Origin of the sequence: Streptomyces sp. NPDC002209 (assembly GCF_042890265.1) — a bacterium.
Classification (GTDB): Bacteria; Actinomycetota; Actinomycetes; order Streptomycetales; family Streptomycetaceae; genus Streptomyces.
Genome location: NZ_JBIARX010000003.1, coordinates 327,294 through 353,888 on the forward strand (window position 1 = coordinate 327,294; position 26,595 = coordinate 353,888).

Annotated in this window: 2 protein-coding genes; both read right to left on the minus strand. The window is 73.6% G+C overall.

Annotation, left to right across the window (positions count from 1 at the left end; all coding sequences use genetic code 11):
* Positions 1-30: 30 nt before the first annotated feature.
* Positions 31-10,809, minus strand: a complete 10,779-nt coding sequence (locus ACFYXK_RS08930; RefSeq protein WP_389410467.1) for a type I polyketide synthase — start codon at positions 10,807-10,809, stop codon at positions 31-33.
* 30 nt (positions 10,810-10,839) lie between these two features.
* Positions 10,840-26,574: a type I polyketide synthase gene (locus ACFYXK_RS08935; protein WP_389410468.1), complete on the minus strand. Its 15,735-nt coding sequence runs from the start codon at positions 26,572-26,574 to the stop codon at positions 10,840-10,842.
* Positions 26,575-26,595: the final 21 nt, after the last annotated feature.

Sequence of the window (26,595 nt, forward strand, 5' to 3'; positions counted from 1 at the left end):
GCCCCAATCATTCAGCGGTTTCGAAGGTGTTTATTCGCCGAGCGCCATGTGCACGAGATCGTCGACGTCCAGCTCGGCGATCGCCCTCTCCTCGTCGGCGTTGTCGATCCCGCCGAATTCCGGTGCGCCATCGCCACGGGCGACCAGCTTGACCAGGGCTTCCATCAATCCTGCTTCCCGGAACCGGGCGAGCGGGAGGGATACGAGTGCGTTCCTCAGCCGCTCCTCGTCCACTTCCATCTCGAGTGCGTCGTTGTCCGGCAGCAATTCCTGCTGCAGGTGGCGGGCGAGGACCTGCGGGGCCGGATAGTCGAAGACCAGCGTGGCCGGAAGCTTCAGTCCGGTCGCCTCACGCAGCCGGTTGCGCAATTCCACCGACGTGAGCGAGTCGAAGCCGGCGTCCTTGAACGCCATGTCCGCCCGCACGCTCTCCGGGCCGGCATGTCCGAGCACGGCGGCCACCTGAGTCCGCACCAGGTCGAGGAGGACCTTCGTCCGGTCGGCGGCGGTCAGTGGGGCCAGCCGGTCGTACAGCTTGCGGCCCTCGTCGGCGGTGTCCGCCGCCTGCGCCTGCTGCCGGCCCACCCGGACCAGGCTGCGCAGCATGTGCGGGACGCCGCCCCCGGCGGCCGCATCGGCGCGCACCCCCCGCAGGTCCAGCTTTGCGGGCACCAGCAGCGACTGCGCGGACCCCAGAGCGGCCTCGAACAGCTCCATGCCCTCGGCCAACGGCATCGCCTGCAGACCACCACGCCGGTTCATCCGGTTCCTGGTGAGGTCGTCGGTGTTGGCCGCCATGCCGGAGGTCTGGTCCCACAGGCCCCAGGCCAGCGACAGACCCGGCACACCTGCCGCCCGGCGGTTGGCCATCAGCCCGTCCAGGTAGGCGTTCGCGGCCGCGTAACTGCCACTGCCCGCGCCCATGAAGACGGCCGAGACTGAGGAGTAGACGATGAACGCGTCGAGGTCCAGGCCCCGCGTCAGCTCATCCAGGTGCCGTACCGCGTCCACCTTCGGCGCGAACACCCGCGCCAGCCGCTCCGGGGTCACCGTTTCGATCACCCCGGCATCCAGCACGCCGGCGGTGTGCACGACACCGGTCAGGCGGTGCTCGGCCGGAACCGAAGCCAGCAGGGCCTCGACCTGGCCACGGTCGGACACGTCGCACGCCACCACCGAGACGGCAGCGCCCTGCTCGGTGAGTTCGGCGACCAGCTGCTGCACTCCTTCGGCCTCCGGCCCCCGACGGCTGGCCAGCAGCAGGTGCCGCACCCCGCGCCGGGTGACCAGGTGCCGGGCCACCAGACCGCCGAGCGACCCGGTGCCACCCGTGACCAGGACCGTTCCCTCCGGCCCGAACACCGCAGGAACATCCGGGACCTCGACGCCGGCCCGCACGAGCCGGGGGGCGGAGAGGACCGTGCCGCGGACCGCGACCTGCGGCTCCCCGCCGGCCAGCACCGCACCCAGCACCGGCTCCGCGGCGCCTTCGGCAGCGGGGTCGGTGTCCAGGAGGACGATCCGGTCGGGGTTCTCACCCTGGGCTGCACGGACCATGCCCCATACCGCCGATCCGGCCGGGTCGGTCACCGCGCCGTCGCCGGCGGGAACCGCACCCCGGGTCACGACCACCAGCCGCGACTCCTCCAGACCGGACCCGGCCAGCCACGCCTGTACGACCTCCAGCACCCGGGAGGTCAGAGCCAGCACCGCACCCTCACCGGAACCACCGACCGCCTCCAAGACGGCCACGGCCGGGACCTCTGCGCCACCCGCCAGAGCCGCCACGTCATCGGCGGTGGCCACCGGCACGGATGCGGGCGCGAGCCCGGCACCCTGAGCCTGGGGCAGCTCGGTCCACTCCACCCTGAACAGCGAGTCGGTGAGCGCCGAGCCCGCCGCGCTCTCCAACTGCTCGGCGGAGACGGGCCGGGACACCAGCGAGTCCAGCGTCAGGACCAGGCCGCCGGCCTCGTCGGCGGCCTCGACCGCCAGCGCATCCGGGCCGGTGGGCGCCAGCCGTACCCGCAGGGCCGAGGCACCCGCGGCGTGCAGCACCAGCCCGTGCCAGTCGAGCGGCTGCACCGTCGTTCCGTCTGCCGCGTCGGCGTCGGCCGTCCCTGCGTGCAGGGCCGCGCCGAGCAGCGCCGGGTGGATGCCGAACTTGCCGGCGTCCTTGCGCTGCCCCTCGGGCAGCGAGACCTCGGCGAAGAGTTCCTCGCCGCGTCGCCACAGCGCCCGTACGCCCTGGAACGCCGGACCGTAGCCATAACCACGCTCGGCCAGACCGGAGTAGAAGTCCCCGACCTCGACCGGCTGCGCGCCGGCCGGCGGCCAGGCGGCGAAGTCGAACCCGGTGCCGCTGCCGCCCGTTTGAGCCGATGCCGACAGCACACCGGTGGCGTGCCGCGTCCACAGGCCCGCACCGGCAGCGTCCTCGCGCTGGGAGTAGATCTCCACGGTCCGCGATGCGTTCTCACCCGGTCCGCCGACGGCGACCTGTACGCGGACTCCGCCCTGCTCGGGCACCACCAGCGGTGCCTCGACCACGAGCTCGTCCAGTGCACCGCAGCCGGCCTCGTCGCCGGCCCGGACCGCGAGCTCCACCAGCGCGGTGCCCGGGAGGAGCGCCACGCCGCCGATCGTGTGATCGGCCAGCCAGGGGTGCGACTTCAGCGACAGTCGCGAGGTGAAGACGAGCCCGTCGGACTGCGGCAGCTGCACCACCGCGCCCAGCAGCGGGTGATCGGCCGTCGTCTGGCCCAGCGAAGCGGCGTCCGTGGCCGAGCCGGCCGTCTGGAGCCAGTAGTGCTGGTGGTCGAAGGCGTACGTCGGCAGGTCCACGCGCCGGGACGGCGCCGTCTGCGGCAGCACACCGCTCCAGTCCACGGTCACACCGCGGACGAACAGCTCGGCCATCGAGGCGAACAGGCGGCGCAGGCCGCCGTCCTCGCGGCGCAGCGACCCGGTCACCACCACATCGGCGGTGTCGGTGGTGTCGACGGTCTCGATGATCGGCTGGACCAGCACCGGATGGGCACTGACCTCCACGAACACCCCGTGCCCCTGGGCCAGCAGGTCGGCCACGGCCGGACCGAAGCCCACCTGGCCCCGCAGGTTCCGGTACCAGTAGTCGCCGTCCAGGATGCCGGCTTCCGCCACCCAGCCACCGGCGACGGTGGAGTAGAACGGCACCGTCGGAGCCTGGGCGTCGATCCCGGCGAGGGTCTCGGCGAGCGTGTCGCGGATCGCCTCCACGTGCCGGGTGTGCGACGCGTAGTCCACCGCGACCCGACGCACCCGCACGCCCTCGGCGGACAGCGCCTCCAGCGCCTCGTCCAGCGCCTCGGCGTCACCGGCGATCACGACGGAGGTCGGGCCGTTGACGGCGGCGACCTCGACCCGGTCCGCCCACGGCTCGATCCGTACGAGCGCTTCGTCCGCGCTCAGCGCGACCGAAGCCATGCCACCGCGGCCGGCCAGCTCCTTGGCAATGGCCTGGCTGCGCAAGGCCACGACGCGTGCCGCGTCGTCCAGGGACAGGGCCCCCGCCACGCAGGCGGCGGCGATCTCGCCCTGCGAGTGACCCAGCACCGCATCGGGCTTGACCCCGACCGAAGCCCAGACGGCAGCCAGGCCGACCATCACGGCGAAGCTGGCCGGCTGCAGGACGTCGACCCGGTCCAGGAGCTCGGGCTCCGCCTCACCGCGCAGCACCTCGAGCAGCGACCAGTCGACCCACGGCTCCAGTGCGGCAGCGCACTGCGCGATCCGCTCCGCGAACACGGGCGAAGAGTCGAGGAGTTCACGGCCCATACCGGCCCACTGCGAGCCCTGACCCGGGAACACCCACACGACCTTGCCCGAAGCAGTCGCGCTCCCGGACACCACACCGGCCGCGCCCTCGCCGCGCGCCAGCGCCTGCAGACCGACCAGTGCCTCCTTGTTCGAGTCGGCGACCACCACCGCGCGCTCGCCGAAGACCGTACGGTCCGACACCAGCGTTCCGGCGACGTCCGCCAGCGACACCTCATCGGCGCCCTCGACGAACGACGCCAGCCGCCCGGCCTGACCGGCCAGCGAACCGGCACTCCGCGCCGAGACCACCAGCGGCACCACACCGGCAGGCGCCGGCGCTTCCACGACGGTCTCGGCCGTCTCCGGGGGCGCCTCCTCGAGGATCAGGTGGGCGTTCGTCCCGCTGATGCCGAACGAGGAGACACCGACCCGACGCGGATGGCCGTTGCGCGGCCACTCGCGGGCCTCGGTCAGCAGCTCGATGGCACCCGCAGACCAGTCCACCTGATGTGAAGGCTCGTGCACGTGCAGCGTGGGCGGCATGACGCCGTGCCGCAGTGCCTGCACCATCTTGATCACACCCGCCACACCGGCGGCCGCCTGCGTGTGACCGATGTTCGACTTGAGCGAGCCCAGCCACAGCGGCTGCTCCGGGTCCCGGTCCCGCCCGTACGTGGCCAGGAGCGCCTGCGCCTCGATCGGGTCACCCAGCGCCGTACCCGTGCCGTGCCCCTCGACGACGTCCACGTCGGACGCGGTGAGCCCGGCGCTGTCCAGGGCCTTGCGGATCACCCGCTGCTGCGAGGGACCGTTCGGCGCGGTCAGACCGTTCGACGCACCGTCCTGGTTCACGGCGCTGCCGCGCAGTACGGCCAGCACCCGGTGCCCGCGCTCCCGCGCCACCGACAGCCGCTCCAGCACCACCAGACCGACGCCCTCGGACAGCACCGTGCCGTCCGCGCCGTCCGCGTACGCCTTGCACCGGCCGTCGGCGGCCATGCCGCGCTGGCGCGACATGCCGAGGATTCCGATGGGCGATCCCATCACGGCGACACCGCCGGCGAGCGCCATGGAGCACTCGCCCTGGCGCAGTGCCTGAGCGGCCAGGTGCATCGCCACCAGGGACGAGGAACACGCCGTGTCCACGGTGACCGCGGGGCCCTCGAAGCCGAAGGCGTAGGACACACGGCCCGAGGCCACGCTGCCCGCCGTGGCGGTCGTGACGAAGCCCTCGAGTTCCTCGGGCATGTTCGTCAGGGACTCGACGTAGTCGTGGATGGAGACACCGGAGAAGACGCCGATGTTGCTGCCCTGCGCCGTGCTCGGGTCGATGCCCGCCCGCTCCAGCGCCTCCCACGAGGCCTCCAGCAGGAGCCGCTGCTGCGGATCCATCGCCAGCGCCTCGTTCGGCGAGATACCGAAGAACGCGGCGTCGAACTGGGCGGCCTCGCGGAGGAATCCGCCCTGGTTGGCTGCCGAGGTGCCCGTAGCGTCGGCGTCCGGGCCGGACAGACCGTCCAGGTCCCAGCCGCGGTCGTCGGGGAAGGGCGACATGCCCTCACGGCCCTCGGACACCAGCTGCCACAGGCCATCGGGATCCGCCACACCGCCCGGCAGGCGGCACGCCATCCCGACGATCGCGATCGGCTCGTCCGGGTCCGCGACGGCGGTCGCAGCCGGGGCGGGGGTGCCGGCGGCCGCGTCACCGAGCTCCTCGCGCAGGTGGCGGGCGAGCGCGACCGGGGTGGGGTAGTCGAAGATCAGCGTGGCCGGCAGCTTCACGCCGGTCGCCGCGCTCAGCCGGTTGCGCAGCTCGACCGCGGTCAGCGAGTCGAACCCGATGTCGCTGAACCCGCGGGTGCCCTGCGCCAGTTCGGGGCCGCTGAAGCCGAGTACGTTGCCCGACTCGGCCTGGACGACGGTCAGCAGGATGCCCTCCTGCTCGGCCGGCGACAGCCCGGCGAGCCGGCGGACCAGTCCGCTGCTGTCCCCGGCAGCCGCGCGTGCCACGCGCCGGCTCGCGCGGACCAGGCCGCGCAGCAGATGCGGGACTCCCCCGCCGGCCGCGGCCTGGCTGCGCATCGCCTTCAGGTCCAGCTTGATCGGCACCAGCAGTGCCTGGCCCGCGTGCAGGCCGACGTCGAAGATGTGCAGGCCCTCGGCCGGCGTCATCGCCAGCACGCCACCGCGGCTCATACGGGCCTGGTCGACGGCGCTGAGGTGAGCGGTCAGGCCGTTGCTCTGCTCCCACAGGCCCCAGGCCAGTGACAGTGCGGGCAGGCCCGCCGCGCGGCGGCCGGCCATCAGGCCGTCCAGGAAGGCGTTCGCCGCCGCGTAGTTGCCCTGGCCGGCCGACCCCATGAGCGAGGCCGCGGACGAGAACACGATGAACGCGTCGAGGTCCAGGCCGCGGGTCAGCTCGTCGAGGTGCCGGACCGCGTCCACCTTCGGCGCGAACACCGTCGCGAGCCGCTCCGGGGTCAGCGTCGCGATCACGCCGTCGTCCAGCACGCCGGCCATGTGCACGACACCGGTCAGGCGGTGCTCGGCCGGAACCGAAGCCAGCAGGGCCTCGACCTGGCCGCGGTCGGACACGTCACAGGCCGCCACCGACACCGCAGCACCCAGCTCGGTGAGTTCGGCGACCAGCTCCTGCACGCCCTCGGCATCCGGACCCCGACGGCCGGCCAGCAGCAGGTGCCGCACCCCGTGCCGGGTGACCAGGTGCCGGGCCACCAGACCGCCCAGGGCGCCGGTGCCACCGGTGACCAGGACGGTCCCTTCGGCCCCGAACACCGCGGGCTCGTCCGGGACCTCCGCGCCGGCCCGGACGAGCCGGGGGACGGAGAGGGTCGTGCCGCGGACCGCGACCTGCGGCTCGCCGCTGGCCAGCACCGCGCCCAGGACGGAACCCGCCCCGTCTGCGGAGGCCGGGTCGGTGTCGATCAGGATGATCCGGTCGGGGTTCTCGGCCTGCGCGGCACGCACCAGACCCCACACGGCCGATCCGGCCGGGTCGCTCACCGTACCGTCGCCGGCGGGGACGGCGCCCCGGGTCACCACGACCAGGCTCGATTCCTCCAGCCCGGTCCCGGCAAGCCAGGCCTGGACGACCTCCAGCACCCGGGAGGTCGACTCCAGTACCGCGTCCTCGCCGTCGGCGCCGGTCACGGCCTGCAGGACCGCCACGGCCGGGACGCCGGCGCTCCCGGCCAGCGCCACCACGTCGTCGGCGCCGGAAACCGCCACCCACGAAGGCGCCGGCTCGCCACCCTGGGCCGCAGACAGTTCGGTCCACTCCACGCCGAACAGCGAGTCGCGGCTCTCATCGCCCGCCGCGGCGCCCAACTGGTCGGTGGACACGGGCAGGGACACCAGCGAGTCCATCGTCAGGACCATGTCGCCGGTCTCGTCGGCGGCCTGGAACGACAGCGCGTCCGGCCCGCACGGGGCGACCCTCACGCGCAGTGCCGAGGCACCCACGGCGTGCAGCACCAGCCCGTTCCACGCGAACGGCAGCACCTGGCGGTCGTCGTCCGGATTGGCGAAGGCGTTCGTGTGGAGGGCGGCGTCCAGCAGCGCCGGGTGCATGCCGAACTTGCCGGCTTCCTCCCGCTGTTCCTCGGGCAGGACGGCCTCGGCGAAGACCTCGTCACCGCGCCGCCACACCGCCCGCAGGCCCTGGAACGCCGGGCCGTACGCGTAGCCGCGCTCGAGCAGGTCGGTGTAGAAGTTCCCGACCTCGACGGGCTCGGCACCGGGGGGCGGCCACGCGGCGAAGTCGTACTCCTGTCCCGTGCCCCGTTTCACCGACGCCGCCGGCGAAGCCGCCAGGAGTCCGGTGGCGTGCCGCGTCCACTCGTTCGCGCCGCCCTCGCCGGCAGCGTCCTCGCGCTGGGAGTACACGTCCACCGTGCGGGAGCCGGTCTCGCCCGGTCCGCCGACGGCGACCTGCAACCGCACGCCGCCCTGCTCGGGCAGCACCAGCGGCGACTCGATCACGAGTTCTTCCAGGACGCCGTAGCCGAACTCGTCGCCGGCCCGCACCGCGAGGTCGACGTACATCGTGCCCGGGATGATCACCACGCCGCCGATCGCGTGACCGGCCAGCCAGGGGTGCGTCCTCAGCGAGAGCCGCGAGGTGAAGACCAGGCCGTCGGACTGCGGCAGTTGCACCACCGCGCCCAGCAGCGGGTGATCGGCGCCGGTCAGTCCCAGCGAGGCCGCGTCCGTGGCCGACCCGGCCATCTGGATCCAGTAGTGCTGGTGGTCGAAGGCGTACGTCGGCAGGTCGATGCGGGCGGACTCCGCTCCGGCCGGCAGGACCTTGGCCCAGTCCACGGCCACACCGCGGACGAACAGTTCGGCCATCGAGGCGAACAGCCGTCGCAGGCCGCCGTCTTCACGGCGCAGCGAACCGGTCACCACCACATCGGCGGTGTCGGTGGTGTCGACGGTCTCGGTGATCGGCTGGACCAGCACCGGATGGGCACTGACCTCCACGAACACCCCATGGCCCTGCGCCAGCAGGTCGGCCACGGCCGGACCGAAGCCCACCTGGCCCCGCAGGTTCCGGTACCAGTACGCGCCGTCCAGGACGCCCGCGTCCTCCACCCAGGTACCGGTCACGGTCGAGTAGAACGGCACCGCCGGCGCCTTCGCACCGACGCCGGCCAGCGCTTCGGCCAGCGTCTCGCGGATGGACTCCACGTGCCGGGTGTGGGACGCGTAGTCCACGGCCACCCGACGGATCCGGACGCCCTGGTCGTCGAGCGCGTCCAGCGCCTCGTCCAGCGCCTCGGCGTCACCGGCGATCACCACCGACGACGGGCCGTTGACGGCGGCGACCTCGACCCGGTCGGCCCACGGCTCCAGACGGGCAACCGCCTCGTCCACGTTCAGCGCGACCGACGCCATACCGCCACGCCCGGCCAGGTCCCTGGCGATGGCCTGGCTGCGCAGCGCCACCACGCGCGCCGCATCCTCCAGCGACAGCGCACCCGCCACGCAAGCGGCGGCTATCTCACCCTGGGAGTGGCCGAGCACCGCATCCGGCTCCACGCCCACCGACGACCACACGGCGGCCAGACCGACCATCACCGCGAAGCTCGCCGGCTGCAGTACGTCGACCCGGTTCAGGAGTTCGGGGTCCGCCTCGCCGCGCAGCACGTCCAGCAGCGACCAGTCCACCCACCGCTCCAGCGCGGCCGCGCACTGTGCGATCCGCTCCGCGAACACCGGGGAGGAGTCGAGGAGTTCCCGGCCCATGCCCGCCCACTGGGAGCCCTGGCCCGGGAAGACCCACACGACCTTGCCCGGCGTACCCGAGCCGGTCACCACACCGGGCGCACTCTCTCCGCGCGCCAGCGCCTGCAGACCGGCCAGCGCCTCATCGGCCGAACCCGCGACCACGACCGCGCGCTCACCCAGCACCGCACGGCCCGAAACCAGCGCCCCGGCCACGTCCGCCAGCGGCACCTCTTCGGCGCCCTCGAGGAACTCCGCCAGCCGCCCGGCCTGGGTCGCCAGCGAGCCGGCGGTCCCCGCGGACACCACCAGCGGCACCGCACCGGCAGGCCGGGCCGCGTCCGTGACGGGCTCCGCAGCCTCCTGCGGGGATTCCTGCGGCGCCTCCTCCAGGATCATGTGCGCGTTCGTGCCGCTGGCCCCGAAGGCGGAGACGCCTGCGCGGCGCGGGTGGCCGCTGCGCGGCCACTCCCGCGCCTCCGTCAGCAGCTCGACCGCGCCCGAGGACCAGTCGACCTGGGGGGTGGGCGCGTCCACGTGCAGGGTCGCCGGGAGCGTACGGTGCCGCAGCGCCTGGACCATGTTGATCACGGCGGCGACGCCGGACGCCGCCTGCGTGTGGCCGATGACGGACTTGACCGAGCCGAGCCACAGCGGCTGTTCCGGGTCGCGGCCCTGCCCGTAGGTGGCCAGCAGCGCCTGCGCCTCGATCGGGTCGCCCAGCACCGTGCCCGTGCCGTGGCCCTCCACCGCGTCGACATCGGACGGGGAGAGGCCTGCGCTGTCCAGGGCCTTGCGGATCACCCGCTGCTGCGAGGGACCGTTCGGCGCGGTCAGGCCGTTGGACGCACCGTCCTGGTTCACGGCGCTGCCGCGGATCACGGCCAGTACCCGGTGCCCGCGCTCCTGCGCCACCGAGAGCCGCTCCAGCAGCACCACGCCCACGCCCTCGGCCCAGCCGGAGCCGTCGGCGCCGGCGGCGTAGGACTTGCAGCGCCCGTCGAAGGCGAGTGCGCGCTGACGTGCGAAACCGACGAATCCGCCCGGCGTCGCCATGACCGTCGAGCCGCCCGCGAGCGCCATGGAGCACTCGCCCCGGCGCAGCGCCTGTGCGGCAAGGTGGATCGCGACCAGCGAGGAGGAGCACATGGTGTCGACCGTCACCGCGGGGCCCTCGAGCCCGAGGGTGTAGGCGACGCGCCCGGAGGCGACGCCGCCCGCCGTGCCCAGGGCCCGCTCCAGGCTGAGGTAGCCCTCGAAGCCGCTGAGGTCCGGTGCGTAGTCCTGGTGCACGATGCCGGCGAACACGCCGATGTCGCTGCCGCGTACCGAGTGGGGGTCGATGCCGGCCCGCTCGAAGGTCTCCCAGGACACCTCGAGCAGCTGTCGCTGCTGGGGGTCCATCGCCAGGGCCTCACGCGGCGAGATGCCGAAGAACCCGGCGTCGAACTGCGCGGCGTCGTGCAGGAAGGCGCCTTCGCGCACGTACGTCGTACCGGGGTTGTCGGGGTCCGGGTGGTAGAGGCCCTCCACGTCCCAGCCGCGGTCCTCGGGGAACGTGCTGTACACGTCGGCGCCCTCGGACACCACCCGCCAGAAGTCCTCCGGCCCGCGGATTCCGCCGGCGTACCGGCAGGCCATGGACACGATCGCGATGGGCTCCGCGGCTGCCGCGACGAGTGTGCTGTTCTCCTGCTGAAGCCGGGCGTTCTCCTTCAGCGAGGCACGCAGTGCCTCAACGACCTGCTGGTCGGGCGCCGACATATCCATCCTCCACGATTCGTTCACAGGCGATCAGCTCGTCTTGCCCAGGGCCCGTTGCACCAGATCGGCAACGTCCATGGCGTCGATCAGTTCCACGTCGGCGGCGGCCGCCGACGTCTGCGTCTCCGGCGTGTCCGCGTCCGCGTCCGCGTCGGCCTCGGCGAGGCCGAGGAGGGTGTCCAGGACCCCGGCTTCCTTGAACCGGGCGAACGGCACGGACGCCAGGACCTGCCTGAGCTCGTCCTCCCGCTCGTCCAGGCCGTCGTCGGACTCCCGGAGAAGTTCGGAGCGCAGGTATCCGACCAGCGCCTCCGGGGTGGGGTAGTCGAAGATCAGGGTTGCGGGCAGCCGCAGTCCGGTGGCCGCGTTCAGGCTGTTGCGGAGGTTGACGGCGGCCAGTGAGTCGAAGCCGACCTCCTGGAACGCCTGGCGGGGGCCGATGCCCTCCGCGCCGCTGTGGCCGAGGACCGTCGAGGCGTGGCCGCGGACCAGCCGGAGCAGGATGCGGTCCTGCTCGGTGTCCGAGACCGCCCGCAGGGAGTCCGCGAGGGACGTGGCGGCGTCGCTGTTCTCGCCGTCGCCCTGCAGGGCTTGCAGGGCCTTCTTCGCCTCGGGCAGGTCGGCGAACAGGGGGCTGGTGCGGACCGAGGTGAACGCGGGGATGAAGGCCCCCCAGTCCATGTCGGCCACCGCCACGAACTTCTCGTTGCCCTGGACCGCCTGCACCATCGCGGTGACGGCCAGCCCAGGGGCCACGGGAAGGACGCCACGGCGCCGCAGCTGGGCGAGGGCGGCCTCGTCCATGCCCACGCCGATCTGGTCGAGGGCTCCCCAGGCGATCGACGTGGCCCTCAGCCCGCGGGCGCGCCGCCACTCGATCAGGGCGTCGAGGACGGCGTTGGCCGCTCCGGACGGACCCTGGCCGCCGCCGCCCCAGACACCCGCGATCGAGGAGAAGACCACGAACGCGTCGAGCGGGGTGTCCTCGAACAGGCCGTCCAGCCACACCGCGGTGTCCACCTTGGCCGCGAACACCCCGGCGAGGTCCTGTACGCCGGTGTCGTCGATGGAACTGGTCTGCGTGACGTCGGCGGCGTGCACCACGGCCGTGACCGGCTGCTCCGCGGCGGCCTCGGACACCAGTTGCGCGATCGCGTCCCGGTCGGAGTCCTCGCACGACTCCACCGCGGTGGCGACACCCAGCCCGGCCAGTTCGGCCCGCAGGTCCGACACGCTCTCGTCGGATGCCTGCGCGGTCGTGGTGACGATGAGCCGGTCGACGCCGGCCTGCGCGAGCCAGACCGCGACGTGCCTGCCCAGTCCCTCGGCGCCGCCGGTCACCAGGACCGTGCCCCGGGGCTGCCAGCCGGCGTCGCCGGTGGACTCCGGGACGGGCTTGCGCACCAGGCGCCGGGTGTACACACCCGATCGCCGGACCGCGAGCTGGTCCTCATCGGCAGCGGAGTTCAGCACTCCGAGCAGGTACTGGGCCGTACGCGGGTCGCTCACGGCGGGCAGGTCGACCAGACCGCCCCACCGGTCGAGCCGTTCCAGCGCAGCGGCGCGGCCGAGGCCCCACAGCGACGCCTGCACCGGTGAGGTGAGGGTGTCGTGGATGCCGATGTTCACCGCGCCCCGGGTCAGGCACCACAGCGGCTGGGAGGCGTTGTTGTCCCCCAGGGCCTGGACCAGCGCAAGCGTCGACGCCGTGACCGCGGTCGGGTCCTGCAGACCGCTGCCCGTGTGCTCGTCCAGGGCCAGCAGGGACAGCACGCCGGTCAGGTCGTGTTCGGCCAGGACGCCGGTCAGTCGCTCGGCGAGCAGTTCCCGCGTGCGGTCCGGCTCGCCGACCTCCAGCAGGACGGTCCCGAGTCCGAGACCGGTCAGCTCCTCCAGGAGGGCGTCGGTCGCACCGCCGTCGGGACGTGCGGACGGTACGACGACCAGCCAGCGGCCACCGGGTACGCCGGCGGCCTCGCGTTCGAGCGGCTGCCAGGTGACGTGGTAGCGCAGCTTCTCCGCCGTCGACCGCGCACGGCGCTTGCCCCGCCATTCCGCCAGTACGGGCACGACGGTGTCCAGGGCGCTGCGCTGGTCGGTCGACGCCATCTCCAGCAACTCGCCGAGGGAGTCCAGATCGGCCCGTTCGATCGCGGCCCAGAAATCGGAGTCCGCGCCCTCGGCCGCATCGCCGACGGCGTCGGCGGCCGCTTCCGCCTCCTGGAGCCAGTAGTGCTGGTGCTCGAAGGCGTACGTCGGCAGGTCCACGCGTGCGGACCCGGCCCCGGCGGGCAGGACACCGCTCCAGTCCACGGCCACACCGCGGACGAACAGCTCGGCCATCGAGGCGAACAGCCGTCGCAGACCGCCGTCCTCGCGCCGCAGCGAACCCGTCACGACCGCATCGGTCCCGGTGACGTCGGCGGTCTCGGTGATCGGCTGGACCAGCACCGGGTGCGCGCTGACCTCCACGAACACCCCGTGGCCCTGACCCAGCAGGTCGGCCACGGCCGGGCCGAAGCCGACCTGGCCCCGCAGGTTGCGGTACCAGTACCCGCCGTCGAGGACGTCGGCGTCCGTCACCCAACCGCCGCTCGCGGTGGAGTAGAACGGCACGTTCGGAGCCTGCGCGTCGATCCCTGCCAGTGCCTCGGCGAGCGCCTCGCGGATGTCCTCCACGTGCCGGGTGTGCGAGGCGTAGTCCACCGCGACCCGACGCACCCGGACGCCCGCGCCGGAGAGCGCCTCCAGGACCTCGTCCAGTGCCTCGGCGTCACCGGCGACGACCACGGAGGCCGGGCCGTTGACGGCGGCGACCTCGACCCGGTCCGCCCACGGCTCCAGCCATGCGACCGCCGCGTCCGCGCTCAGCGCGACCGAGGCCATACCGCCGCGGCCGGCCAGCTCCTTCGCGATGACCTGGCTGCGCACGGCCACCACGCGGGCCGCGTCGTCCAGGGACAGGGCCCCTGCGACACAGGCGGCGGCGATCTCGCCCTGCGAGTGGCCGAGCACCGCGCCCGGCTCCACTCCGGCGGAGCTCCACACGGCCGCCAGGCCCACCATCACGGCGAAGCTGGCCGGCTGGAGCACGTCGACCCGCTCCATGAGCTCGGGCTCGGTCTCACCCCGCAGCACGTCGATCAGCGACCAGTCGATCCACGGCTCCAGAGCAGCCGCGCACTGCGCGATCCGCTCCGCGAACACCGGCGAGGAGTCGAGGAGTTCACGGCCCATCCCCGCCCACTGCGAACCCTGACCCGGGAACACCCACACGACCTTGCCCGGCTTGCCCGAACCGGCACTGCCGCAGACCACGCCGGGCGCGCTTTCGCCCCGGGCCAGCGCCTGCAGTCCTGCCAGCGCCTCGCCGTCCGAGCCGGCCACCACGACCGCACGCTCGCCCAGCACCGCGCGGCCCGACACCAGCGCCCCGGCCACGCTCGGCAGCGGCACTCCGCCGGCGCCCTCGACGAACGCCGCCAGCCGCCCGGCCTGACCGGCCAGCGAACCGGCGCTCCGCGCCGACACCACCAACGGCACCACACCCGCAGCCGCCGACGGCTCCTGCGCCTCTTCGGCGGGCGCCTCCTCCAGGATCAGGTGCGCATTCGTACCGCTGGCCCCGAACGAGGAGACCGCGGCCCGGCGCGGATGGCCGTTGCGGGTCCACTCCCGGGCCTCGGTCAGCAGCTCCACCGCACCCGCGGACCAGTCCACCTGGGTGGTGGGCTCGTCCACATGGAGCGTGGCGGGCATGACGCCGTGCTGCATGGCCATGACCATCTTGATCACGCCGGCCACACCGGCGGCCGCCTGCGCATGGCCGATGTTCGACTTCAGCGAGCCCAGCCACAGCGGCTGCTGCGGATCCCGGTCCCGCCCGTAGGTGGCCAGCAGCGCCTGCGCCTCGATCGGGTCGCCGAGGGCCGTACCGGTCCCGTGGGCCTCGACGACGTCCACATCCGCGGGCGTGAGTCCCGCCGTGTCCAGCGCCCTGCGGATCACCCGCTGCTGCGAGGGACCGTTCGGCGCGGTCAGGCCGTTCGAGGCGCCGTCCTGGTTGACCGCGCTGCCGCGCAGTACGGCCAGCACCCGGTGCCCGCGCTCGCGCGCCACCGACAGCCGCTCCAGCACGACCACGCCGACGCCCTCGGCCCAGCCGGTGCCGTCGGCCGCCGAGGAGAACGCCTTGCACCGGCCGTCGGCCGCCAGGCCGCGCTGCCGGGAGAACTCCATGAAGGCGTCCGGGCTGGCCATGACCGTCGCGCCGCCGGCGAGCGCCATCGAGCACTCGCCCTGCCGCAGCGACTGCGCCGCCAGGTGGATGGCCACCAGCGACGACGAGCACGCGGTGTCCACCGTGACCGCCGGACCCTCGAAGCCGAACACGTACGACACGCGGCCCGAGGCCACGCTCGCCGCCGTGCCGGTCATGAGGTAGCCCTGGACGTCCTCGGGCACCTGGTGGAGCCGGGTCACGTAGTCGTGGTGGACGATTCCGGTGAACACGCCGATGTCACTGCCCTTGGCGGACTGCGGGTCGATGCCCGCCCGCTCCAGCGCCTCCCACGAGGTCTCCAGCAGCAGCCGCTGCTGCGGGTCCATCGCCAGGGCCTCACGCGGGGAGATCCCGAAGAGCCCGGCGTCGAACTGCGCTGCCTCGTGGAGGAATCCGCCCGAGCGGGTGTAGCTGGTACCCGGGTGGGCCGGGTCCGGGTGGTACAGGCCCTCGAGGTCCCAGCCGCGGTCGAGCGGGAAGCCGGACACCGCGTCCCGCTGCTCCATCACGAGCTTCCACAGCTCCTCGGGGCTGTCCGCCCCGCCCGGCAGCCGGCTGCTCATGGCGACGATCGCGATCGGCTCGTCGGAGACGGAGGCCGCCACCGTGGCCGGGGCGGGCGCCGCTGCCTGCTCGCCGAGCAGTTCGCCGCGCACGTGGGCCGCGAGAAGGGTGAGCGTCGGGTAGTCGAAGACCAGCGTGCTGGGCAGGTCCACCCCGGTGAGGTCGCGCAGGCGGTTGCAGAGCTTGACCGCGCTGAGGGAGTCGAATCCGAGGCTCTTGAAGGACTGCTCCTCGTCGAGCCCGTCCGACGCGCGGTGGCCGAGTACGAACGCGGTGCTCTGCCGGACCAGGTCCATCACCACACGCTGCTGCTCCGCGGGCGACAGCCCGGCCAGCCGGCCGGCGATCGCATCGCCGGCCCCTTCGCTGCGCGACACCACGCGCCGGGTGAGGGCGCCGGAAGGCGTCTGCGCTCCGGCAGCGGCGGCTCCCGGCTCCTCCGCCACGGCCGGCGCTTCGGCCCCGCTCCCGGGCAGGACGCCCAGGGTCAACGGGCCGAGGACCGCCACGGGTTCGCCGGCCGGGTCCGCGAGCTCCAGCAGGTGGCGGCCGTCCGGCGCCGGCGTGCTCCGCAGCCGCAGCGAGGCGGCGCCTTCCGCGTACACGGCCAGGCCGGCGCAGCCGGACAGGTCCGCGGTGGCACGGGCGTCCAGGACGCGCAGCGCGGTGTCGAGGAGCACCGGGTGCAGGATGAACTCTGATGCCTCGTCGGCGAGTTCGGCCGGAAGTGCGATCTCGGCGAAGGTCTGTCCGTCCTGCTGCCACACGCGGTGCGCCCCCGGGAGGGGTGTGTCACCGTCTGCGGGCAGCGGCCAGTCCCGCAGGTCGAACGCCGGCTGCGGCATTCCGGGGACGAGCACGGCTCGTGCATGGCACGTCCAGGGCCCTTGCTCCGGGTCCAGGGGCCGGCCGTGGACGGCGGCGCGGCGGCGACCGTCGGCGCCCGGGGCGTCCACCGACACCCGCACCTGGGTGTGGCCGTGCCGGGGCACCGTCAACGGCGCCTCGACGACGACCTCTTCGAGACTTCCGCAGTCCACCTCGTTGCCGGCCCTGACGACCATTTCCAGGATCGCGGCGGCCGGGACCGTGGTGGCGCCGTCCGTCTCCGTCGCGCCGTGGATCCAGCCGCGGCTTCGCGGCGACAGCCGCCCGGTCAGTACGACGCCGGTCCCGCCGCCGTCGCCCGGCATCTCGATGACGGTGCCGAGCAGAGGGTGCCCTGCGCCGGTGGTGCCGAGCGCTTCCGCACCGCCCTTCGCGGTCTCGTCGGCCTCGACCCAGTACCGCTGGTGCTGGAACGCGTACGTGGGCAGGTCGGCCCCGGCTGCCGTGGCGGGCCGGCCGAGAACGGCCGCCCAGTCGACGTCCACACCGCGAACGTGCAGTTCCGCGAGGGCCGTCAGGACGCCCGCGGGCTCCGTGCCGTCCTTGCGCAGGGTGGCGATGCAGCTCTGCTCGCGGCCGCCGAGCGAGCCGAGCGCCATCGCGGCGAGGATCCCTCCGGGGCCCAGCTCGAGGAACGTCGTGGCTCCCAGGTCGCTCAGCGAGATGACGGCGTCGCTGAACCGCACCGCGTTCCGCGCCTCGTCGACCCAGTACTCGGGGGTGCACAGCCGACCGTCCCGGACGGGTTCGCCGGTCAGGGTGGAGACGACGGGAAGAGTGCCCGGCCGGTACGACAGGCCCTCCAGGACCGTGCGGAACTCGTCGAGCACGGGCTCCATGAGCGGGGAGTGGAAGGCGTGGCTGACCGGCAGCCTGCGCGTCTTGTGGCCGCGGCCGGCCAGTTCGTCGGCGGCGGCGAGCACGGCGCCCTCGGCGCCGGAGAGCACCAGCGAGTCGGGGCTGTTCACCGCTGCGACGCAGACCACACCGCGGGCCCGGGCCAGCAGGGGGGCGACGTCGGCCTCGGTCGCCTGGACGGCGACCATCGCGCCGCCTTCGGGCAGGGACTGCATCAGCCGGCCGCGGGCGGCGATCAGTTCGCCCGCTTCGGCCAGTCCCAGGACTCCGGAGACGTGCGCGGCCGTGATCTCTCCGATCGAGTGGCCTGCGACGAGGTCCGGTCGCACCCCCCAGGACTCGAAGAGCCGGAACAGCGCGGTCTCCAGGGCGAACAGGGCGCCTTGCGTGTACATGGTCTGGTCGAGCAGTGCGCTGTCGGGCGATCCCGGCGCGGCGAACACCACGTCACGCAGCGGGCGTGCCGAGTGCTCGTGCAGGTGCTCCTCGACGGCGGCGCAGGCGGCGGCGAAGGCCTCGCGGAAGACCGGGTAGGTCTGCGCGAGTTCGCGACCCATGCCGGCCCACTGGCTGCCCTGACCGGTGAAGAGGACGGCGAGTTTGCCCGTGGCCGGGGTGCCGGAGATGACGGCGGGGCTCGTTTCGCCGCGCCCGAAGGCGCTCAGGTCGGCACGGAGGCGTTCCCTGTCGGACGCCAGGACGACGGCGCGGTGGTCGAGTTGGGCACGCGTGGTGGCGAGCGCGTGGGCGGCATCGCTCAGGCGTACGTCGGGCCGGGCGTCGAAGAACCGGGCGAGCCGGTCCGCCTGGCCGCGCAGTCCGGCCGGCGTCCGCGCCGAGACGGGCACCGGTACCAGGACGCCGGCCGGCTCCGGTCCGGGCTCCGGCGCGGGAGCCGGCGGCTGGTCGGGGGCCTCCTCGATGACGACGTGCGCGTTGGTGCCGCCGATGCCGAAGGAGGACACCCCGGCGCGGCGGGGCCGGCCGCTGCGCGGCCAGTCGCGGGCCTCGGTCAGCAGTTCCACGGCGCCCGCGGACCAGTCGACGTGGGACGACGGGCGGTCCACGTGCAGCGTCCTGGGGAGGACGCCGTGCCGCATGGCCATGACCATCTTGATCACGCCTGCGACGCCTGCCGCCCCCTGGGTGTGCCCGATGTTCGACTTCACGGAGCCGAGCCACAGCGGCCGGTCGGGCTGCCGGTCCTGGCCGTAGGTCGCCAGGAGCGCATCCGCCTCGATCGGGTCGCCGAGCGTCGTACCCGTGCCGTGCGCCTCCACGGCGTCCACGTCCGCGGCGGTGAGACCGGCATGGGCCAGGGCCTTGCGGATGACCCGCTGCTGCGCCGGACCGTTCGGGGCCGTCAGGCCGTTCGAGGCGCCGTCCTGGTTCACCGCGGACCCGCGGACCACGGCCAGCACCTGGTGGCCCCGGCGACGGGCGTCCGACAGCCGCTCCACGAGCAGCAGCCCCGCGCCCTCGGACCAGCCGGTGCCGTCCGCGCCGTCGGCGAACGCCTTGCACCGGCCGTCGGGGGCCAGTCCGCGCTGCCGGGAGAACTCGACGAAGGTCTCCACGGTGCCCATCACCATCACGCCGCCGGCCAGCGCCATGGAGCACTCGCCCCGGTTCAGCGCCTGCGCCGCCAGGTGCAGTGCCACCAGGGAGGAGGAGCACGCCGTATCGACCGTCAGGGCGGGGCCCTCGAAGCCGAAGTGGTAGGCGATGCGGCCGGAGGTGACGCTGCCCGAACCGCCGGTGAGGCGGAATCCCTCGACACCGGACGCCTGGTGCATCCGCACGCTGTAGTCGTGGCTGTTGACCCCGACGAAGACGCCGACGTCCTCCCCCGCCAGCGTGGTCGGGTCGATCGCGGCCCGTTCGAAGGCCTCCCAGGACGTCTCGAGCAGCAGTCGCTGCTGCGGGTCCATCGCCAGCGCCTCGTTCGGCGAGATGCCGAAGAACGCGGCGTCGAACCCGGCGGCGTCCTCGAGGAACGCGCCGTGGCGCACGTAGGTGGTGCCTGCGTGGTCGGGATCGGCGTTGAAGACCCGCTCGGTGTCCCAGCCGCGGTCGTCGGGGAACTCGGTGACGACGTCGACCCCGTCGGCCACGACCCGCCACAGGTCTTCCGGACTGTGCACGCCGGCCGGGAAACGGCAGGCCATCGCCACGATCGCGATCGGCTCGTCGGTCGTCCCCGCGGGCGTCCCCGGCTCGGCCGGACGGTGCGAGGTACCGCCGAAGAGCTTGGCGCGCAGGCGCTCGGCGAGCGCCGTCGGCTTCGGGTAGTCGAAGATCATCGCCGGGGAGAGGGTCAGCCCGGTCGCGACGGCCAGCCGGTTCCGCAGCTCCACTGCGGTCAGCGAGTCGAATCCGGCCTCCTTGAAGGTCCGGGTCGCATGGACGGCATCGGGCGTGGTGTGCCCGAGCACCTCGGCGGCGTGCCTGCGGACCAGTTCGAGCAGGGCCTCGGTCTGCTCGGCATCGCCCAGACCGGCGAGGCGCTCCTTCAGCGACTCGGGCCCGGACGGAGCGGCAGCCCGGGCCGCGGGTCGCGGCGACGGGGCCAGACCCCGCAGCAGCGGCGGGACCGGAGCCTCGGCCGCGGCCGCCCGCAGGGCGGACACGTCGAACTTGGCCGCCACCAGCGTGTCGGCGGTGCTCGCGCCGGCGGCCAGGGCGGCGTCCAGCAGGGCCATTCCCTCGCTCGCGGAGAGCCCGCTCATGCCGATGCGCCGGTTGCGGCGCAGGTCTGCGGCGCCCAGGTGCTCGGTCATGCCGCTGACCGTCGCCCAGTAGCCCCAGGCGAGGGAGACGGCCGGCAGACCGAGGCCGCGGCGCCGGTGCGCCAGCGCGTCCAGGTAGGCGTTGGCCGCGGCGTAGTTGGCCTGCCCGGGGTTGCCCAGCACGCCCGCCGCCGAGGAGAACAGCACGAACGCGGCGAGGTCCAGGTCCCGGGTGAGCTCGTGCAGGTGGAGCGCCGCGTCCGCCTTGGGCCGCAGTACGGTGTCGACCCGGTCCGGGGTCAGCTCGGTGAGCACCCCGTCGTCCAGGACACCGGCGGAGTGCACGACGGCGGTGAGCGGGTGCTCGGCCGGTATGGCCCGCAGGAGGGCCTCGAGCTGGGCCCGGTCCGACGTGTCGCAGGCGGCGATGGTGACGGACGCCCCCATCGCGGTCAGCTCGTCGTGGAGCTCCGGGGCATGGCCGCGGCGCCCGGCCAGGACCAGGTGCCGGATGCCGTACGCCGTGACCAGGTGCCGTGCGGTCATCGCACCCAGCGTCCCGGTGCCGCCGGTGATCAGTACGGTGCCCTCGGTGTCCAGCGGCCGCGGGTGCTGTCCGGCTCCGGACGGCGACCGGTCCTGCGAGACGGGCACGCGGACCAGCCGGGGCACCGCCGCCACGCCCTCCCGCACCCTCAGCTGCGGCTCGCCGCTCAGTACGACGGCCGCCAGAGCGGACGGGCTGACGTCGTCGAGGTCGGCCAGGACGATCCGGTCCGGATGCTCCGACTGCGCCGAGCGGACCAGACCCCACACCGCGGCCGCCTCGGGTTCGGCGCAGTCCCCGGTGACCACGGCCAGCCGGGTTTCCGCCAGTGCGGGTTCCGCGAGCCAGGCCTGGAGGACGGCCAGCGCCGCGTTGACCGATGCGCGGGGGTCGGCCGCCGCGCTCACCGCCCCGGCCCCGGCCTCGTACAGCAGGACGTCGGGAATCGACGTGGCCGACCCGGCCGTAGCGGCGACGTCCTCGCCGGTCGCGACGGTCACGATGTCGAGGGAGCGCTCCTGGGCGGGAAGCGCGCACTGGGTCCACTCGACGCGGAACAGGGCGTCGTGCGGCAACGAGCCCGAGATCCCCGCCTGTTCGGGGGAGAACGGAGTTCCGCGTATCGCCTCGACCGTCATGACGGGCTGCCCCGTGGGGTCGGCCAGCTGCAGTCCGGTTCCCTGCGCCGACGTCCCGCCCGGGCGCACCTGCAGTGCGGCGGCGCCGGACGCCAGCAGGGACACCCCGGTCCACACGGACGGGAGCATGCCGTCGGGGACGACGGTACGGACGGCGGCGTCCAGCAGCACGGGGTGCACCCCGTAACGGCCCGCGTCCCGCAGAGCGGAGCCGTCCAGGGCGACTTCGGTGAAGGGCCCGTCGTTCGCGGGAGTCACAGTGGCCGCACCGGCGGGAGCCAGCGCACCGTGCGCGTGCCGCGTCCACGGCGCGTCCAGAGGGGCGTCCGCGGCGCGGGAGAAGATCTCCACGGACCGCCGTCCCGCCTCGTCGGGCTCGCCGACGATCACCTGGATGCTTCGGCCGGCCCGCTGCGGCAGCACCACCGGCAGCTCGACGGTCAGTACGTCGAGTACGGGAGCGCCGGCCAGGTCGCCGAGCCGGATGGACAGCTCGACCAGGGCCGCGTTCGGTACCACGACGGCATCGGAGACCTGGTGGTCCACGAGCCAGGGCTGCGAGCGAAGCGACCAGCTCGACGTGGCCATGAGGCCGGCCGAGTTCGGCATGCCGACGACCGCGCCCAGCAGCGGGTGATCGGCACCGGCGAGTCCCAGCGAGGCCGCGTCGGTCGCGGAAGCGGCCGCCTCGAGCCAGTAGTGCTGGTGGTCGAAGGCGTACGTCGGCAGGTCCACGTGTGCGGACACGGCCCCGGTGGGCAGAATGCCGCTCCAGTCCACGGCCACACCGCGGACGAACAGCTCGGCCATCGAGGCGAACAGACGGCGCAGACCACCGTCTTCACGGCGCAGCGACCCGGTCACCACCACGTCGGCGGCGGTGTCGGCGTTGTCGACGGTCTCGGTGATCGGCTGGACCAGCACCGGGTGGGCACTGACCTCCACGAACACCCCATGGCCCTGGGCGAGCAGCTCGGCCACGGCCGGACCGAAGCCGACCTGGCCCCGCAGGTTCCGGTACCAGTACGCGCCGTCCAGGACGTCGGCGTCCTCCACCCACGTACCGGTCACGGTCGAGTAGAACGGCACCGTCGGCGCCTTCGCGCCGATCCCGCCCAGCGTGGTGGCGAGGATGTCACGAAGGTCTTCCACGTGCCGGGTGTGCGAGGCGTAGTCCACCGCGACCCGGCGCACCCGGACGCCGTCGCCCGACAGCGCCTCCAGCGCCTCGTCCAGCGCTTCGGCGTCACCGGCGATCACCACGGAGGTCGGGCCGTTGACCGCGGCGACCTCGACCCGGTCCGCCCACGGCTCGATGCGTACGAGCGCCTCGTCGACGCTCAGCGCCACCGAAGCCATACCGCCACGCCCGGCCAGGTCCTTGGCGATGGCCTGGCTGCGCAACGCCACCACACGCGCCGCATCCTCCAGCGAGAGCGCGCCCGCCACGCAAGCGGCCGCGATCTCACCCTGCGAGTGACCCAGCACTGCATCGGGCTTGACCCCGACCGAAGCCCAGACCGCAGCCAGACCCACCATCACGGCGAAGCTCGCGGGCTGCAGTACGTCGACCCGGTTCAGGAACTCGGGCTCGGTCTCACCCCGCAGCACCTCGGTCAGCGACCAGTCGATCCACGGCTCCAGAGCAGCCGCGCACTGCTCGATCCGCTCCGCGAATACCGGCGAGGAGTCCAGCAGCTCACGGCCCATGCCCGCCCACTGCGAGCCCTGGCCCGGGAAGACCCACACGATCTTGCCCGAACCGGTCGCGCTCCCGGAGACCGCACCCGGCGCGCTCTCACCGCGCGCCAGCGCCTGCAGCCCGGCCAGCGCCTCCTCGTCCGAACCCGCGACCACGACCGCGCGCTCGCCGAAGACCGCACGGCCCGACACCAGCGCCCCGGCCACCTCCGCCAACGACACCTCGTCGGCGCCCTCGAGGAACTCCGCCAGCCGCCCGGCCTGACCGGCCAGCGAACCGGCGCTCCGCGCCGACACCACCAACGGCACCACACCCGCAGCCACCGGCGGCTCCTGCGCCTCTTCGGCGGGCGCCTCCTCCAGGATCAGGTGCGCATTCGTACCGCTGACACCGAACGAGGACACGCCCGCGCGGCGCGGCCGGCCGCTGCGCGGCCACTCGCGGGCCTCGGTCAGCAGCTCCACCGCACCCGCGGACCAGTCGACCTGGGGGGTGGGCGCGTCCACGTGCAAGGTCGCCGGCAGCACGCCGTGGCGCAGCGCCTGCACCATCTTGATCACGCCGGCCACACCGGCAGCCGCCTGCGTATGACCGATGTTCGACTTCAGCGAGCCCAGCCACAGCGGCTCTTCCGGGTCGCGGCCCTGCCCGTACGTGGCCAGGAGCGCCTGCGCCTCGATCGGGTCGCCCAGGGACGTACCCGTGCCGTGGGCCTCCACCACGTCCACGTCCGCCGCGACCAGCCCGGCGCCGGCCAGCGCCTTGCGGATCACCCGCTGCTGCGACAGCCCGTTCGGCGCCGTCAGACCGTTCGAGGCGCCGTCCTGGTTCACCGCGCTGCCGCGTAGGACCGCCAGCACCCGGTGCCCGCGCTCGCGCGCCACCGACAGCCGTTCCAGCACGACCACGCCGACGCCCTCGGCCCAGCCGGTGCCGTCCGCGGCATCGGCGAATGCCTTGCACCGGCCGTCGGCCGCCAGGGCCCGCTGCCGGGAGAACTCCACGAAGTGGTCGGGCGTCGCCATGACCGACACACCGCCGGCGAGCGCCATCGAGCACTCGCCCTGCCGCAGCGCCTGCGCGGCCAGGTGCATCGCCACCAGGGACGACGAGCAGGCCGTGTCCACCGTGACCGCGGGGCCTTCGAGGCCGAGCACGTACGACACGCGGCCCGAGGCCACGCTCGTCGCCGAACCCGTGGTCGCGAAGCCCTCCAGCTCCGGTGCCACCGCAGCGGCGCCGGTCCCGTACCCCTGGCCGAACAGCCCGGAGAACACGCCGACGTCGGCGCCCTTCAGCGAGACCGGGTCGATGCCCGTCCGCTCCAGCGCCTCCCAGGAGGCCTCCAGCAGCAGCCGCTGCTGCGGGTCCATGGCGAGGGCCTCACGCGGCGAGATCCCGAAGAACCCCGCGTCGAAGAGCCCCGCCTCGTGCAGGAAACCGCCCTGGTCCGTGTACGAGGTACCCGCACGCTCGGGGTCCGGATCGAACAGACCCTCCAGGTCCCAGCCCCGGTCCTCGGGGAACCCGGAGACGGCGTCCCGGCCCTCGGACACCATCTGCCACAGGTCCTCCGGCCCCGCCACGCCACCCGGCAGACGGCACGCCATGCCCACGATCGCGATCGGTTCACCGGGGTCGGCCGCCGTGACCGGCTCGGCCACCGAGCCGGTGATCCCGAGGGCCTCGGCCCGTATGAAGCCTGCCAGCGCCACCGGAGTGGGGTGGTCGAAGACGGCGGTGGTGGGCAGCGGCAGCCCGGTGCTCTCCACCAGCCGGTTGCGCAAAGCGACGACGGCCATGGAGGTGAAGCCCAGGTCGCGGAAGGCCCGGTCGGACGGGACGGAGTCCGGTCCCGGCTTCTGCAGCACGGCGGCGGCCTGCGTACGGACCAGGCCCTCCAGCAGTGCCAGCTGCGCGCGCTCCTCCAGAGCGGACAGCCGCTCACGCAGGGCGGCCGCAACGGTCGCGTCGGGCCGGCCGCCCGTCAGCGCTTCCTCGTGTCCGATCGCCTCGTACCGCAGCCGGCTCGGCTGGTCCGCCATGAGGCGGCGCTTGATCTTGCCCGATGCGGTCCGCGGGATGACGTCGACCTCTCGGACCTGCTCCGGCACCTTGTAGGCGGAGAGCTGCTCGCGGCACCGGTCGATCAGCGCCGCGGTGTCGAAGCCGGAGGGGCCGGGGACCACGTACGCGACCGAGACCTCCCCGAGCGTCTCGTGCGGTACGCCGGCCACCGCCGCGTCGGCGACACCCTCGACGGTGCGCAGGACCGCCTCGATCTCCTCCGGGTGGATGTTCTCCCCGCCGCGGATGACGAGTTCCTTGATCCGGCCGCAGATGGTGAAGTAGCCGGCGTCGTCACGCCGTGCCAGGTCTCCGGTCCGGTACCAGCCGTCCTGCATCGCTGCGGCGGTCGCCTCCGGGCTGTTGTGGTAGCCGGCCATGACGTTCGGTCCGCTGACCCACACCTCCCCCTCCTGTCCGGCGGGGACGTCTAGCCCGGTGGTGGGGTTGACGATGCGGACGCCGACGCCCGGCACCGGCAGGCCGCACGAGCCGTCGACCCGGGCGCCGTCCGGCGGGTTGATGGTGATGGCCCCGCACGTCTCGGTGCTGCCGTAGGCGTCGACCAGCGGGACGCCGAAGATCTCCTCGAAGTCGCGGCGCAGCCGCGATCCGGTGACGGCTCCGCCGACCAGGCCGATCCGCAGGCCGGGCGCGGAGAAACCGTTCTTCTGGGCGGCCGTCACCAGGTGGTGGTACGTGGTGGGAACCCCGGCCAGGAAGGTCGTGTCGTCCTCGCGCAGGGCCCTGATCACGTCCTCCGCGGAACTGCCGTCCATGATCCGGGCCGTGGCGCCGACCACGGTGACGGACAGGACGCACGCGATGTGCGAGAGGCTGTGGAACAGCGGGAGGGGCCACAGCACCCGGTCCTGGTCCGTCAGTCCCGGAATCGGTACGTAGCAAGAGGCCACGGACCAGAGGCAGTTGCGCTGCGTCGACAGGACGCCCTTGGGCCGGCCGGTCGTCCCGGACGTGTAGAACATCCAGGCCACGTCGTCGAGGTCGAGGTCGTCCCCGGCGGGCACGGCCGGCTCGCGGACGGCGAGTTCGTCGTACGAGTGGGCTCCCGCCCCCGCCGGGACGTCGCCGGTCACCAGCAGCGTGATCCCGGGCGCCACGGCCGGTGAGCGCCGGAGCCTTTCCGCCTGCACGGAATCGGTGATGACCACGGTGGCCCCGCTGTCGGCCAGCAGGTACTCCAGCTCGGCCAGGGCCGATGCGGGGTTGAGCGGCACCCCGATGCCGGCGGCGCGAACGACCGCGAGGTAACTCTCCACGGTCGACACCGAGTTGCCGAGGCAGATGGCGACCCGGTCCCCCCGCCGGACGCCCAGGCCCGCCAGGTGTCCGGCGAGCCTGCGGGTCCGTGCCTCCAGGTCGCCGTAGGTGACCGCTCGCCGGTCGTCCTGGAAGGCCACCTTGCGGGGGAAACGGGTCGCGTTCTCCAGGAGTGCGACAGGGAGTGGCTTGACGAGATCGGTGCGCACTGTGCCGCAGGTCCTTTCGGA

Bases quoted from the DNA above. Each gene is read 5' to 3' on its own strand.
- ACFYXK_RS08930 (WP_389410467.1), bottom strand. From the start codon at position 10,809: ATGTCGGCGCCCGACCAGCAGGTCGTTGAGGCACTGCGTGCCTCGCTG.